This window comes from Bifidobacterium platyrrhinorum (genome assembly GCF_010667645.1).
GTDB classification, from domain to species: Bacteria; Actinomycetota; Actinomycetes; order Actinomycetales; family Bifidobacteriaceae; genus Bifidobacterium; species Bifidobacterium platyrrhinorum.
The window spans coordinates 124,841-138,480 of sequence record NZ_WHZV01000007.1; the positions used below are offsets into that span (position 1 = coordinate 124,841).

The following is a 13,640-nucleotide window of genomic DNA, read 5'->3' on the forward strand; positions in this document are numbered from 1 at the left end:
GCATAATTATGTAATCACGTGTCGAGACGACGCCGGCATCGGGCACGGCGGGGCCGCCCGCCACCCGGGATTCCGGCGGCCGGCGCGTTCAGGCGCTCATCGAATCGGAACCGGAAGAACCGGACGTGCCGCCCCCGACCATGTTGAGCATCTGGTTGGTCAGGTCGGTGACGTCGATGCCGTTGACCCACATCCAGATCTGCAGGGCGGTGGTGAGCACGTTGATGACGATGGCGGCGACGGCCAGGCCACGCCCCTTCATATGGAAGGTCCTGGTGCGCCACAGGGAGACGCCGCCCATGATGGCCGGCAGCAGCGGGACGCTGAAGACCAGCGCGAAGACGAACGCGATGATCGCGTAGGAGTCCCAGTGCCCGTACAGCGGGTTCTGGTTGGGGTCGTTGACGTCGATGCCGTAGAAGTACCTGGGCGTGTGGCCGTCGGAGCCGGCGCCCGGATCGGGACGGTTCCCCTGCGCGTACGGCCCGCCGGGGGCTCCGGCGCCGTTCGCGCCGTTCCACCCGTAGGGGCCGCCCTGCGCCCCGGGGTATCCTCCCGGATACGCCGCGCCCGGCGTGCGGCCCGCCATGGGCTGCGGGACGCCGTCCGCCTGGTCCGCGCCGCCGTCACCCGAATCCTGCTTCGGATCCGGGTCGGGCGCGCCGTACAGGTACGGATCGTAGTTCGGGCCGAACTGGCTGCGCATCGCGCCGTAGTCGGGTTGCGCGTACTGGCCGTACTGCGGCTGGGGCAGGGGCTGCGGACGATCCTGGGGCCGGCCCTGACCGGGGGCGGCGGCCGCGCCGGACGGCGTGCCCTGCGACCCTTCCGCGGATACGACGGGACCCGATGAGCCCACGCCCGAACCGGCGTCCGTCCCTCCCGTCTGCTGTGCGGGATCGTTCGGCTGCTGTTCGGGTGCGCTCATCGGGTCCTCCTCGTGTTGCACCTTATGTTAACTTATGGCGTTTCGCTTTCGGCCCACCGGCTCACGCACGCCGGACCGAAGGCCGGTCGCCCCGTCTCAGGCGCGCAGCTGCGCGCCGATCCCGGCGGCCTTGTCGACGATGGCCTTGCGGATCGCCTCGCTGTCCTCGGCGGACAGGGTCTTGTCCGGCGAACGGAACACCACCGCGAAGGCGAGGGACTTCTTGCCTTCGCCCACCTGCTCGCCGGTGAACACGTCGAACAGTTCGATGGATTCGAGGTTCGCGCCGGCGGCCTCGCGCACCACGTCCTCGAGCTGGGCGGCGGTCACCGTGTCGTCCACGGTGAAGGCGAGGTCCTGCTTGACGGGCGGGAACGTGGAGATCGGCCTGGCCTGCACCGGCTTGCCGTCGAGCGTGGCGAACAGCGCGGTGAGGTTCAGTTCGAACGCGGCGGAGTGCTCGGGGAAGCCGAGCGCCTCGTTGACGTGCGGGTGGAGCTCGCCGACGAAGCCGACGAACGTGCCGGCGGCGTTCACGCGGGCGAAACGGCCCGGGTGCCACTGGACGGGCACGTCGGCGGCGGCCGGCTGCTCGAGCTCGATGGCGGCGCCGAGACGGTCGGCGATGCGGTGCACGGCCTCGACCGCGTCGGACCAGTCGACCGGGCGCTTGCCGCCCAGCCAGCCGGTGTTCTCGGCGAGACCGGTCAGGATGCCGGCCACATGGTCGGGCTGGTCGGGCAGGCCGGCGTCGAGCGCGGCGAGCTGCTCGGGCGTGGGCTTCACGCCGCCGGGCAGGGCCGGGATGGCGGGGGCGTCCGGGTTCCACAGGTACACGTGGCCGAGCTCGTAGAGCGACACGTTCTCGATGCCGCGGCGGATGTTGCGCTGCACGGTCGTGGCGAGCGTGGGCAGGATGTGGCGGCGCAGGAACGGGCGGTCGCCGTACAGCGGGTTCGCGATCTCGACGCTGACCTTCTTGGTGGCCTCCGCGTCGTAGCCGAACGCCTTGTAGTCGTTGTCGCCCACGAACGGGTAGCTCAGCGCCTCCACCATGCCGTACTCGGCGAGCTCATCGGCGACGCGGCGGCGGCGCAGCTGGTCGGCGGTCAGTCCGACCGTGCCCTCGACCGGCGCCGGCGGCACGGTGACGGGGATCTCGTCGTAGCCGACGAGGCGCGCGACCTCCTCGACCAGGTCGCACGGCTCGTTCAGGTCCGGACGCCAGGTCGGCGGGGTGACGGAGAATTCGCCGTTGCCGCCGCCGGCCACGGTGCAGCCGATGTCGGTGAGGATGTCGGAGATGGCGTTGACGCCGGTGTCGAGGCCGGCGACGCGCTTGACCTCGGAGGCCTTGAAGTGGATGGCCTTGCGGCGGTGCGTGTTGTTCACGTCGGTCGGCTTCTCGCTGGCCTCGCCGTCGCCGTACTTGATGAGCAGGTCGGCGGCCATCTGCGCGGCTGCCGGCTGCAGCTGGTAGTCGACTCCGCGTTCGAAGCGGCGGGACGCCTCGGACGGGATCTTGTGGCGGCGGGCGGAGCGGGCGATGGACACCTGGTCGAAGTGCGCGGCCTCGAGCAGGATGTTCTTCGTCTCGGCGGTCACCTCGCCGTACAGGCCGCCCATCACGCCGGCGAGGCCGATGATGCGCGAGGCGCGCTGGCCGTTCGGCGAATCGGTGATGAGCAGGTCCTCGGGGCTGAGCTCGTGCTCCTTGCCGTCGAGGGTGACGAGCTTCTCGCCCTCGTTCGCGCGGCGCACGACGATCGGGCCTTCGAGCTTGTCCAGATCGTAGGCATGCATCGGCTGGCCGAGGTCGAGCATCACGTAGTTGGTGACGTCCACGGCGAGCGAGATGGAACGCACTCCGGCGCGGATGAGACGGCGGCGCATCCAGTTCGGCGTGCGCGAGGTCGGGTCGAAGCCGCGAATGGCGCGCGCGTAGTAGCGGTCGCAACCGGGCACGCCGTGAATCGGGTTGTTGTCCTCGATCTCGACCTGCACGTCCGGCACGGTGCCGGAGGCCTCGCCGGCGGCGACGGGCACCTTCGCGTTGAGCTCCTTGACCGGGTCGGTGTACGCGGCGCCGGTGGAGTGGTGGTATTCGCGGGCCACGCCGCGGTAGGACAGCGTGTAGCCGCGGTCCGGGGTGATGTTGATCTCCAGCAGCGGCTGGTCGAGGTGCAGCAGGTGCATCGCGTCGTCGCCGGGCTTCAAGGCCTCGTACTCCTCGGGCGTGAAGCCGTAGTGGCGCAGCAGGATGATGCCGTTGTGGTCGTCGCCCAGGCCGAGCTCGCGCTCGGAGGCGCACATGCCGTTGGAGATGTGGCCGTACGTCTTGCGCGGCTCGATCTTGAAATCGCCGGGCAGGACGGCGCCCGGAAGGGTCACGACGACCTTCTCGCCGGCGGCCATGTTCGGCGCGCCGCAGATGATGCCGCGCGGCACCTTGTTGCCGTTCTCGTCGGTCTCGTTGTACTTCTCGCCGACGTCGACATGGCACCAGTTGATGATCTTGCCGTTCTTCTGCGGCTCCGGCGTGGCGTCGACCACGTAGCCGACGACGATCGGGCCGGTCACCTGGGAGGCGTGGATCTCCTCCTCCTCGAGGCCGACCTTGACCAGGTCCTTGGCGAGCTGCTCGTAGGTGAGGTCGGACGGAACCTCGACGTGCTCCTTGAGCCAATCGATATCAACCATAGGCATGGGTAATCACTCCCCCATCACAAACTGTTCGGCGAAACGCACGTCGCCCTCGACGAGGTCGTGCATGTCGTTGATGTCGGAACGCAGCAGCAGCGTGCGCTCCATGCCCACGCCGAACGCGAAGCCGGTGTACTCGTTCGGGTCGATGCCCGCGGACTTGAGCACGTTCGGGTTGACCATGCCGCAGCCGCCCCATTCGAGCCAGCCCGGGCCGCCCTTCTTGTCGGGGAACCACAGGTCGAGCTCGGCGCTCGGCTCGGTGAACGGGAAGTAGCTCGGGCGCAGGCGGGTCTTGGCCTCCGGGCCGAACATGGCCACGGCGAGCTTGTCGAGCACGCCCTTGAGGTCGGCCATGGTCAGGTGCTTGTCGACGGCGAGCGCCTCGCACTGGTGGAACACCGGGGTGTGGGTGGCGTCGAGCTCGTCGGTGCGGAACACGCGGCCCGGGGAGGCGATGTACAGCGGCACGCCGCGCGACAGCAGGGCGCGCACCTGGTCGGACGAGGTCTGCGTGCGCACGACCATATTGGAGCCGACGAAGCCGGCGGCGTCCTTCGCCTGGTTGCCCTTGACGTAGAAGGTGTCCTGCATCTGGCGGGCCGGATGGTCCGGGCCGAAGTTGAGGGCGTCGAAGTTGTACCATTCGGCCTCCACCTCGGGGCCGGCGGAGATCTGCCATCCCATGGAGATGAAGAAGTCCTCGACGTCCTCCATGAGCTTGGCGAGCGGGTGGCGCGCGCCGAGCGGCTTGCGCGCGACCGGCAGCGTCATGTCGACGGTCTCGGCGGCGAGCGCGGCGGCCTCGGCGGCCTCCTTGAGCTCCTTCTCCTTGGGCCCGTAGGCGCGGCCGAAGTCGGCGCGCAGCTTGCCCATAAGCTTGCCGGCGTCCTTCTTCTGGTCCTTGGGCAGTGCCCCGATGGCCTTGCTGGCCTGCGTCATCGCCGAGTCGGCGCCGGCGTATTCGCTCTTGATGGCCTTCAATTCCTCCAGCGTGGAGGCGTTCTGGATTTTCGCGATGCCTTCGGCGACCGCATCGGTCACCGCTTGCGCATCGAATAGCGCTTCTGCCACGAGCACCCTTTCCTTTATATCTGCTTCACTGACGTGCATTGCACGTGGGGAAACACGCGAAAACACACATTTCCCAAGCGTTGTCCAACATCACATTGTCACGGTATGACTCGACATGGCCGCCCGGTTCCATCACGTGGTCGCGGGACGGCCGGCGCGTGACCGGCATGCAACTGGCACGTGCCGCGCGTCTCACCGTCCGCTCATGGCCAGGCTCATGAGCATGACCGCGGCGGAGGTGCCGAGGTTGAGCGACTCGGCCTTGCCGTACAGCGGGATGGACACGATGCGGTCCATGCGCTCCAGGATGGCCGCGGGCAATCCCCTCGCCTCGTTGCCGAACAGCACGGCGTCGCCGCGCACGCCCTTCGCGCCGGTCCTGTCCGCGTCGGACGCCGCGCGCCCGGCGAGCACGTCGGGCAGCGATTCGGGCCTGCGCTCCGGCGTGCCGTACACGTCGGCGGCGATGGTGTTCAGGCCGGCGCGTTCCATCCACTTGAGGAAGGTGCCGGTGTCCATGCGCAGCACGGGGATGTGGAACAGGGATCCGGCGGTCGAACGGACGACCTTCGGGTTCAACGGGTCCACGCATTCGTCGACGAACACGACCGCGTCGCATCCGGCGGCGTCGGCGGCGCGGATCACGGTGCCCGCGTTGCCCGGGTCGCGCACCTGCCAGAACGCCGCGATGATCGGGCGTTCGGAGAGGCGGACGGCGGAGATCTCCGTGTGGAGCGTCTCGATGTCGCCCACGGCGGCGATGCCCTGCGCGTCCTTGCTGATCCTGTTCATCACGTCGCGCGTGACCTGATGCACGTAGATCGGCGTCTCACGGGATTCCTGCGACTTGTCGACGATCGCCGCGAGCGTGTCGGACAGGTACGGCTGGCCGTCGGGGTCGACGTCGATCGCGACGTACAGGTCGCTCACCACGTCGGGGCGCCACGCGACGGCCTCGCGCACGGACTGCGGGCCTTCGATGAGGAAGCGGCCGGAGCGTTCGCGCCCCTTGGCGCGGGCCAGGTCGGCGACGCGTTTGATGCGGTCGGATTTCGGATTGTCGATCACTGCATGGTTGATGGGCATGCCCTCCACCCTACCGTCACGCCTACCGCGCCATTGCACGCACGCATACACGCGCCTCAACGGCGGCGGGGCGTCACGCGCCTTGGAAGGAGAAGTGCCAGTTGCCGGTGGCGACGGCGACGCCGAGCGCGATGAACGGGATCACGAAGCAGATCGCGCAGAACACCGCGTCGATCGGGTGCAGGCGCGAGACGCGGGCCGCCGAACGCGGGCCGGCGCCGCCGAAGCCGCGCGCCTCCATCGCGGTGGCGAGCTTCGTGGCGCGGCGGATCGACAGGACCAGCAGGCCGAACGCCTGCGAGAACGCGCGCTGGATCGCGTTGCCGTCGCCGAGTCCGCGCGAACGGCGCGACAGGCCCAGAGCGCGCCAGTCGTCCTGCAACAGCGTGAACATGCGCATGCCGGCGAGGCCGCCGTACACGAACCGGGGCGAGAGGTGCAGGATCTGCACGAGGCCGTCGGCCAGGTCGGTCGGGTCGAGGCCGAGCGCGAGCACCACGCCGGGCACGGCGATGGCGAGCACGCGTAGGAACGTGGCGCATGCGAGATACACGGAGCCTTCGGACACGACGATCCACCCGCCCTGCCACAGGATCTCGCCGGAGGTGCGGCCGTACAGCAGCACGGAGATGAATCCGCCGACCGCGGCGATCCACACGGGCCAGGTGCTGCGGCACACGCGGATCGGGTCGACGCCGCCGATCCACAGCAGCGCGACCTCGAGCCCGAGCGCCACGGAGGCGGAGACCACGTCGAGGCTCACGAACATGGGGATGCACAGCAGCAGCGCGCCGATGATGCGCGCCACCGGGTTCACCTTCGCGATGAACCACGAGGGCGACGCGGGCCGTGCCGGCTCCTTGCGCGCGTCCGGCGGCGAGACCAGAACGATGTCGCTCATACTACAGTCACTCCCCTGCGAATCCGAACATGATGCGGCGCGCGTCGAGCGCCTTGACGAGCGCTTCGTCGTGCGTGACGATGACGACCGCGGAACCCCGGTCGCGCACCTTGGCGATGAGGTCGACCATCTCGGTCCATGTGGTGAAGTCCTGGCCGAAGGTCGGTTCGTCCATGACGAGGATCCTCGGTGCACCGGCCAGCATGGAGGCGACGGACAGTCGTCTTTTCTCGCCGCCGGACAGCGTATACGGGTTGGCCTTGGCGAACCGGGAGAGGTTCATGCGTTCGAGCATCTCGTCGGCGATCGCGTACGCGCGCGCCTCGTCGGCGCCCATCGACTTCGGGCCGATGGCGACCTCGTCGCGCACGAGTGCCGCGGCGAACTGGTGTTCCGGCTCCTGGAAGACCATGCCGATGCGTCCGAGCAGTTCGCGGCTCTTCCACTTGTCCGGCTCGCCGCCGCGAGCACCTTCAGCGATGTCGGCACGCACGCGCACATGCCCGGCGAGCGGTTTCAGCAGGCCGGCGAGCGTGAGGGCGAGCGTGGATTTGCCGGCGCCGTTCGGCCCCATCAGGGCCGTCACCTCGCCGGAGAAGAACTCAAGATCAATGTGTTCGCCGAGCGGGAATCCGCGGCCGAAGCCCAGATCCTCGGTGACGAGCGCGGGTTCGCGGCGGTCCGCGCGCACGCGCGCCGGCGCGCGGTCCGGGATCGCGCGTCCCGGCACCCATGCGCCGCCTCGCGCGAGCAGATCCCCATACTCGCCGAACACCTCGTCCGGTTTTCCGTCGGCGATGACGCCGCCGACGTGCGAATCCGGGTCGGGATGGCCGATGACGATGACACGGTCGATCAGGTCCATCCACACATCGATGTGGTGTTCGACGACGACCATCGTCTGCCCGGTGCGCGCGAGCACGTCGCGCACCGCGTCGTGCACCTCGCGCACGCCCTCCGGGTCAAGGTTGGCGGTCGGCTCGTCGAGCAGCAGGAGTCCCGGCTGCATGGCGAGCACGCCGGCGAGCGCGAGCCGCTGCCGCTGCCCGCCGGACAGGTGGCGCGTGGACCGGTCGAGGTCGATGTCCTTCAGACCGACCAGGTCGAGCGATTCGCGTACGCGCCGCCAGGTCTCGTCGCGCGGGACGGCGAGGTTCTCGCAGCCGAAGGCCGCGTCGTCGCCCACGCGTTCCAGGATGATCTGCGAATCCGGGTCCTGCAGCACGAGGCCGGCCTTGCCGCGGGCGATGCCGGCCTCGACGCCGTCGATGGTGAGCGAGCCTTCCTGCTCGCCCTCGTCGGATCCGCCGAGCACGCCGGCCAGTCCGGCCATGAGCGTGCTTTTGCCCGCCCCGGAGGCGCCGAGGAGCAGCACGTGCTCCCCGGGACGGATGTCGAAGTCAAGCCCGCGCAGGGCGAAGTCCTTGCGCGTGGCGTGACGCCATCCCCAATCCTTCGCCTCGACGCGGGCGGGCGTGATGCGCATCAGACGCGGGCCTCGGCGCGGCCGGAGGCGAAGCGGTCGAGCACGCCGGTGGCGGCGATCGCCTTGTGCAGCGCCCACATGAGCGCGCCGGCGATGACGACGCCGGAGATGATGGAGCCGACCAGGTACCAGGTGACGCGCATGGCGTTCCAGCCCGGGTTGGTCATCCAGTAGTAGGCCCAGCAGCCCACGCCGGCGAGCGCGCCGGACAGGATGGCGGTGCCGATGTTCCACTGCTTCCAGGCGAAGATCGCGAAGGCGATCTCGGCGGCGAGGCCCTGCATGATGCCGACGATGAGCGAGCCGCCCACGCCCCACTGGTTGCCGAGCGTGAGCTCGAGGAACGCGGCGAGGGTCTCGGCGAAGAGGGCGGCGCCGGGCTTGCGCACGATGATGGCGGCGAGCGGGCCGGCGAACAGCCAGAATCCGTTGAGCAGGCCTTCGAAGCCGGGGGTGACCGCTTCGAACAGGGCGAGCGGGGCGGCGCAGACGATGTCCCAGCCCCAGAAGATGACGCCGGATGCGACGGCGATGATGGCGGCGACGACGATGTCGACGACGCGCCACTTGTAGTTGGCCTTGGCGACGGTTTCGGTCATGGATGTGCCTTTCTCTCTACTTCCTTCAAGGCACGGGTGAAGAGCGACAATTCCGTGGCGCGGCATTACCCGTCCACGTCCCATCGGTCGAGACCCGTTGCGGTCTCCTCTCAGCCGCCTCGAGGCAGCTCCCGTGTCAGCCCTCCACCATAAACGACCGAACCGACTTGCGCAAGACTCACTTGCCGAGCTTGTCGAGCAGCAGGGCCTCGGTGATGACGTTGTTCTTCAGGCCGGACAGCGAGATGGACTCGTTGGGGCTGTGCGCGTTGGCCTTTGGGTCCTCCGGGCCGGTGACGAGCACCTGCGCCTGGGGGAAGATGCGCTGCAGTTCGGGGATGAACGGGATGGACCCGCCTTCGCCCTTGTTGATGGGGGCGACGCCGAACGCCTGCTCCATCGCCTCGAGCGCGTCCTTGGTGGCGAGCGCGTCCGGGTCCATGGCCCAGCCCATGCCGTTCTCCAGCTTGGTCACCTCGACCTCGGCGCCGAACGGCGCGTGGGTCTCGAGGTACGCGGCGAGCGCGTCCTGCGCCTCTTCGGGGCGCTGGTTCGGCGCGGTGCGCAGGGACAGGCGGAAGCGGGTCTCGGGGCTGATCACGTTGAACGAACCGTCGACCGGGTGCGCGTCGAAGCCGATGACGGTCAGGCTTGGCTTGGTCCACAGGCGCGAGGCGAGCGAGCCGGTGCCGGCGAGCGTGTAGGAGCCGACGACGCCCGCGTCGGCGCGCACGGACGCCTCGTCGAGGTCGCGCTGCAGGCCGCCGATCGGCTCCTCGGAGGCGACGCCGGGCACGGCGAGGTCGCCGTTCGCGTCGTACAGGGAGGAGATGAGCATGGCGGCGAGCGTGTTCGAGTCGAGGATCGGGCCGCCGTACTGGCCGGAGTGGACCGGGTGGGTCAGGCCGCGCACGGTCACGTCCACGCAGGTGTTGCCGCGCAGGGAGGTGGTCAGGGACGGGATGTCGGCGGACCAGTTGCCGGAGTCGGCCACGACGATCACGTCGGATTCGAACTCGGCCCGGTGCGCCTCGATGAACGGGATGAAGCTCGGCGAGCCCATCTCCTCCTCGCCTTCGATGAACACCTTGATGTTGACCTTGAGATCGTCGCCGAGGGCCTTGAGCGCGCCGGAGTGGATGGCGATGCCGCCGCCGTCGTCGGCGGAGCCGCGGCCGTAGAGGCGTCCGTCGATCTCGGTGGCGACGAACGGGTCGGTGTCCCACGCGGACGGGTCCGGCACGGGCTGCACGTCGTGGTGCGCGTACAGGAGCACGGTGGGGGCGGCCTCGTCGACGATGCGCGAGCCGATGACCTCCCATGCGCCGGGGGTGCCGTCCGGGTTCGTCGACTGGGCGACCTTCGCGTCCACGCCGACCTCGCGCAGCTGTTCGGCCACGAATTCGGCCGACCGCTTCATGTGGTCGGCGGTGATGCCCTTGGCGGACACCGACCGCAGGGCGATCTTGCGTCCCAGCACGTCGACGATGCGGGTCCAGTCGGATTCCACGCGGGAGCGGATCTCGTCCGCGGTGAGCTGTGCCATTCGTCTCTCCTTTATATATAGAGGTGATATGGGGTGCGTGCGTCCGGCCGCCATGGCCGTGATCCCGGCGGAAAAGGCCTTCTGCGGCCTTGCCCGGGGCCCGTTCGCGCGGCGGCGGGCGCGTCTAGACGTCACCGTAACCTGCAAGCATGACATGGAACCCGTTGAAGAAGAAGGAATCCGCGCAGGAGCCCGTCGAGCAGGCGCCTGAGAAGAAGGAGCCCACGAAGGGCAAGGGACGCCCCACCCCGAAGATGAAGCAGGCGCAGGCCGCCGGCGTGCGTCCGCTGGTGCCGACGGACCGCAAGGCCAGCGCGAAGGCGGCGAAGGCCAAGCTGCGCGAACGCGAGAACGCCGAGTACGAGGCGATGCAGAAGGGCGACATCAACCACATGCCGAAGGCGGAGCGCCTGCCGTGGCGCATCTACATCCGCGACTACGTGGACGCCCGCTTCAACATCGGCGAGTTCTTCATCCCGGTGGCGTTCGTCATCCTCATCGCTTCGATGGTCATCACCTCCGTGGCGCAGAACCAGACCGCCTCGATGGTCATGATGCTGCTCATGTACGTCTACCTGGCCGCCGTGGTCCTCGACATCTGGCTCATGTGGCGCAAGCTCAAGAAGAAGCTCGTCGCCAAGTACGGCGAGCGCGCCGTGGCGAAGGGCTCGCGTTCCGCGTCCTACGCGTGGAGCCGCGCCATCCAGGTGCGCCGCTGGCGTCTGCCCAAGCCGCGCGAGAAGAAGCGCGGCCACTTCCCCGAGTGATCCGACGCCGTACGGCTCTCGGCGTAATCCCACGCCCGGCTCCCTATCATGGGAGCCGGGTTCTTTGTATGACGGCTGTCGTTTTCGAGGAGGCATCATGACGGAGCATTTCGACATCGCGATCATCGGCGCGGGTCCCGGAGGCTATTCGGCGGCGTTGCGCGCGGCCGAACTGGGCAGGTCGGTCGCGCTCATCGAACGTGACGCGACGGTGGGCGGCACCTGCCTGAACCGCGGGTGCATCCCGTCGAAGGCGCTGATCACCGCCACGCACACCATCGACACCGTGCACCGCGCGGCCGAGCTGGGCGTGCAGGCGCGGGTGGACGGCATCGACTACGGCACGCTGCGCGACTACCGCGTGCACGTGGTCGACACGATGACGGGCGGATTGGCGGCGTTGCTCGCCCATCGCGGCGTCACCGTGTTCCATGGCGAGGCGACCGACCTGCGCGAGGTCGACGGGACCGGTGAGGGGCCGGCGGGCGCGAACCTCGCCGTGACCGTCACCGGCTCGCCGGTGGAGCGTTTCCGCAGGGCCGGCGCAGCCGAGGAGATGGACGGGAGCGTCGTCATCGAGGCCGGCGACGTGATCCTCGCCACCGGCGCCTCCCCACGCCCGCTGCCCGGCATCCCGTTCGCCGGCGCGCTCATCGATTCGACGCAGGCGTTGGAGCTCGACGAGTTCCCCGCCTCCGCGGTCATCATCGGCGCGGGCGCGGTCGCCGTCGAATTCGCCTCGATGTGGAACGCGGCCGGCGTCGACGTGACGCTCCTCATCCGCAAGGACCGCGTGCTGTCCGGCTGGAACCGCCGCACCGCCGTGACGCTCACCCGCGAGCTGACGCGCCAGGGCGTCAAGGTCGTGAAGAACACGGCCGTCACGCGCGTCGAGACGGGCGCGAACCTCGGCGCCACCGTCCATTACGCGCAAGGGACGGACGGCGCCGACCATGAGGTGTACGGGGAAATCGTGCTGGCCGCCATCGGCCGCGACCCGAACACCGGCTTCGACTGGCTGGCGCGCGCCGGCGTCACGCTCGACGACCGCGGCTATGTCGGCACGGACGCGCTGGGACGCACGCATGCGCCGCACGTGTGGGCGGTGGGCGACATCGTCGCCGGCCACGCCCTCGCCCATCGCGCCTTCGAGCAGGGCGTGACGGTCGCCGAGGCGATCGCGGGGCTCGACCCGGAGCCGGTCGACGAGACCGCCGTGCCTCAGATCGTCTTCTCCCATCCGGAGGCGGCGTGCGTGGGTCTGACGGGCCAGGAGGCCACGGCCGACCCGAACCTCAACAACGTCAAGGAGACCGCCTACCCGATGATGGGCAACGCGCGCATGCTCATGAGCGGCGTGGGCGGCGCGATGACGGTGGTCAGCGGCGAGCGTGCGGATCGGCCGGACGTGCCGGTGGTGCTCGGCGTGCACCTCGTCTCCCCCGTCGCCTCCGACATCATCGCGGAGGCCGAGCAGCTCGTCGGCAACCACGTGCCGTTGAGCGAGGCCGCGCGGCTCATCCACCCGCACCCCACGTTCAGCGAGACACTCGGCGAGGCGCTGCTCAAGGCGGACGGCCGTCCGCTGCACACGCGATGAGCGTGCCGCGCGCCCCACGGCGTGCGACGCCGGGCACGCGTGCTGGTACAATCGACGGCCAGTATGCGTAAAACCGTATCCAAGTGAGGAAGAATGGCTGACAAGGACGAGAAGAAGCCCAAGAAGACCGGCACGATCAAGCAGATCATCCAGATCTTCAAGTACACCTACAAGGACGACAAGCAGCTGCCGTGGCTGTGCGGCGGCGCGTTCATCGCCCCGATCGTCCTGGTCGTGGTGCTGGGCGTCGTGATGAAGTGGACCTGGCTGACCTGGATCCTCACCGTCATCGCCGGCGTCATGCTCGGCGTCCTGCTGTCCACGATGGTCCTCACCAACCGCGCGGACAAGGTCGGCTACAAGCAGCTCGAAGGCCGCCCGGGCGCCGCCGTGAGCGTGCTGACCAACATGAACAAGGCCGGCTTCACCTTCCCGGAGCAGCCCGTGTGGATCGACGCGCGCACCAAGGACGCCATCTGGCGCGGCACCGGCTACAACGGCATCTACCTGCTCGGCGAGGGCGGCGCGAGCCAGCTCAAGCACCAGATGGACCGTCAGGAGCGCGAGATCAAGGGCGTGACCGCCGGCTCCGCCATCCCCGTCTACCGCATCATCATGGGCGACGGCACCAACGGCACCACCCGTCTGCAGGACCTGCGCCGCACCATCACCCGCATGAAGAGCTACACGCCGTCCAACCACTCCAACAAGCTCATGGCGAAGATCCATCCCCGCCGCCGTTTCATGCTCACCAAGGAGGAGCTGAACGTCCTCAACGAGCGTCTGCGCACGCTGCAGTCGAAGCGCGGCTACGGCATCCCCAAGGGCATGGACCCGAACCGCGTGCAGAAGGTCAGCCGTCGCGCGATGCGCGGCCGCTGACGGCGACGCCTTTTCGTCATCGTTCCCGGGACCCCGGCGGATTCGTCCGCCGGGGTCCCGTCGTATCC

General features: G+C 69.0%; 11 protein-coding genes. 3 read left to right on the forward strand and 8 right to left on the reverse strand.

The features are described from left to right. Positions 1-88: 88 nt before the first annotated feature. The 8 genes from GFD21_RS08465 to GFD21_RS08500 all read right to left on the reverse strand — a co-directional run bounded on the left by GFD21_RS08465 (position 89) and on the right by GFD21_RS08500 (position 10,323). Positions 89-928 (reverse strand): DUF4190 domain-containing protein, encoded by an 840-nt coding sequence (locus GFD21_RS08465; protein ID WP_225431747.1) that lies wholly within the window; start codon positions 926-928, stop codon positions 89-91. Positions 929-1,024: 96 nt separating this feature from the next. Continuing rightward, complete coding sequence (gene pheT / locus GFD21_RS08470; protein ID WP_191996907.1) at positions 1,025-3,634, reverse strand: phenylalanine--tRNA ligase subunit beta; 2,610 nt, start codon at positions 3,632-3,634, stop codon at positions 1,025-1,027. Positions 3,635-3,640: 6 nt separating this feature from the next. Beyond that, a complete protein-coding gene (gene pheS, locus GFD21_RS08475; RefSeq protein WP_101621642.1) occupies positions 3,641-4,744 on the reverse strand; it encodes a phenylalanine--tRNA ligase subunit alpha in 1,104 nt (367 codons plus the stop codon). Between the two features lie 153 nt (positions 4,745-4,897). Then, positions 4,898-5,791, reverse strand: coding sequence for a TrmH family RNA methyltransferase (locus GFD21_RS08480; protein WP_163197539.1), 894 nt, complete (start codon positions 5,789-5,791; stop codon positions 4,898-4,900). Positions 5,792-5,864: 73 nt separating this feature from the next. Beyond that, positions 5,865-6,692 carry an energy-coupling factor transporter transmembrane component T family protein gene (locus GFD21_RS08485; protein ID WP_163197540.1) on the reverse strand — a complete coding sequence of 276 codons (828 nt, stop codon included), beginning with the start codon at positions 6,690-6,692 and terminating at the stop codon, positions 5,865-5,867. A gap of 7 nt (positions 6,693-6,699) precedes the next feature. After that, the gene (locus GFD21_RS08490; protein ID WP_163197541.1) at positions 6,700-8,178 is read right to left on the reverse strand and encodes an ABC transporter ATP-binding protein; all 1,479 of its coding nucleotides are present in this window, start codon (positions 8,176-8,178) and stop codon (positions 6,700-6,702) included. Further along, on the reverse strand, positions 8,178-8,777 hold the full coding sequence (locus GFD21_RS08495; RefSeq protein WP_163197542.1) for an ECF transporter S component: 600 nt from the start codon (positions 8,775-8,777) through the stop codon (positions 8,178-8,180). Before GFD21_RS08495 ends, GFD21_RS08490 begins: the two co-directional genes overlap by 1 nt. Positions 8,778-8,955: 178 nt before the next feature. Beyond that, positions 8,956-10,323: a dipeptidase gene (locus tag GFD21_RS08500; protein ID WP_163197543.1), complete on the reverse strand. Its 1,368-nt coding sequence runs from the start codon at positions 10,321-10,323 to the stop codon at positions 8,956-8,958. Positions 10,324-10,472: 149 nt separating this feature from the next. On the opposite strand from GFD21_RS08500, the gene GFD21_RS08505 reads away from it, so the two are divergent. From GFD21_RS08505 to GFD21_RS08515, 3 genes are all read left to right on the forward strand, one after another. After that, positions 10,473-11,090, forward strand: a complete 618-nt coding sequence (locus GFD21_RS08505; protein WP_163197544.1) for a DUF3043 domain-containing protein — start codon at positions 10,473-10,475, stop codon at positions 11,088-11,090. A 97-nt stretch (positions 11,091-11,187) separates the two neighbouring features. Then, entirely contained in the window at positions 11,188-12,690 is a 1,503-nt protein-coding gene (locus GFD21_RS08510) for a dihydrolipoyl dehydrogenase family protein (RefSeq protein WP_163197545.1), read from the forward strand. A gap of 93 nt (positions 12,691-12,783) precedes the next feature. Next, positions 12,784-13,572, forward strand: a complete 789-nt coding sequence (locus tag GFD21_RS08515) for a DUF4191 domain-containing protein (protein WP_163197546.1) — start codon at positions 12,784-12,786, stop codon at positions 13,570-13,572. The last annotated feature ends 68 nt before the right edge of the window (positions 13,573-13,640 follow it).

Bases quoted from the DNA above. Each gene is read 5' to 3' on its own strand.
- GFD21_RS08480 (WP_163197539.1), bottom strand. From the start codon at position 5,791: ATGCCCATCAACCATGCAGTGATCGACAATCCGAAATCCGACCGCATC.
- GFD21_RS08465 (WP_225431747.1), bottom strand. From the start codon at position 928: ATGAGCGCACCCGAACAGCAGCCGAACGATCCCGCACAGCAGACGGGA.
- GFD21_RS08515 (WP_163197546.1), top strand. From the start codon at position 12,784: ATGGCTGACAAGGACGAGAAGAAGCCCAAGAAGACCGGCACGATCAAG.
- GFD21_RS08495 (WP_163197542.1), bottom strand. From the start codon at position 8,777: ATGACCGAAACCGTCGCCAAGGCCAACTACAAGTGGCGCGTCGTCGAC.
- GFD21_RS08490 (WP_163197541.1), bottom strand. From the start codon at position 8,178: ATGCGCATCACGCCCGCCCGCGTCGAGGCGAAGGATTGGGGATGGCGT.
- GFD21_RS08510 (WP_163197545.1), top strand. From the start codon at position 11,188: ATGACGGAGCATTTCGACATCGCGATCATCGGCGCGGGTCCCGGAGGC.
- GFD21_RS08485 (WP_163197540.1), bottom strand. From the start codon at position 6,692: ATGAGCGACATCGTTCTGGTCTCGCCGCCGGACGCGCGCAAGGAGCCG.
- pheS (WP_101621642.1), bottom strand. From the start codon at position 4,744: ATGCACGTCAGTGAAGCAGATATAAAGGAAAGGGTGCTCGTGGCAGAA.
- GFD21_RS08500 (WP_163197543.1), bottom strand. From the start codon at position 10,323: ATGGCACAGCTCACCGCGGACGAGATCCGCTCCCGCGTGGAATCCGAC.
- GFD21_RS08505 (WP_163197544.1), top strand. From the start codon at position 10,473: ATGACATGGAACCCGTTGAAGAAGAAGGAATCCGCGCAGGAGCCCGTC.
- pheT (WP_191996907.1), bottom strand. From the start codon at position 3,634: ATGCCTATGGTTGATATCGATTGGCTCAAGGAGCACGTCGAGGTTCCG.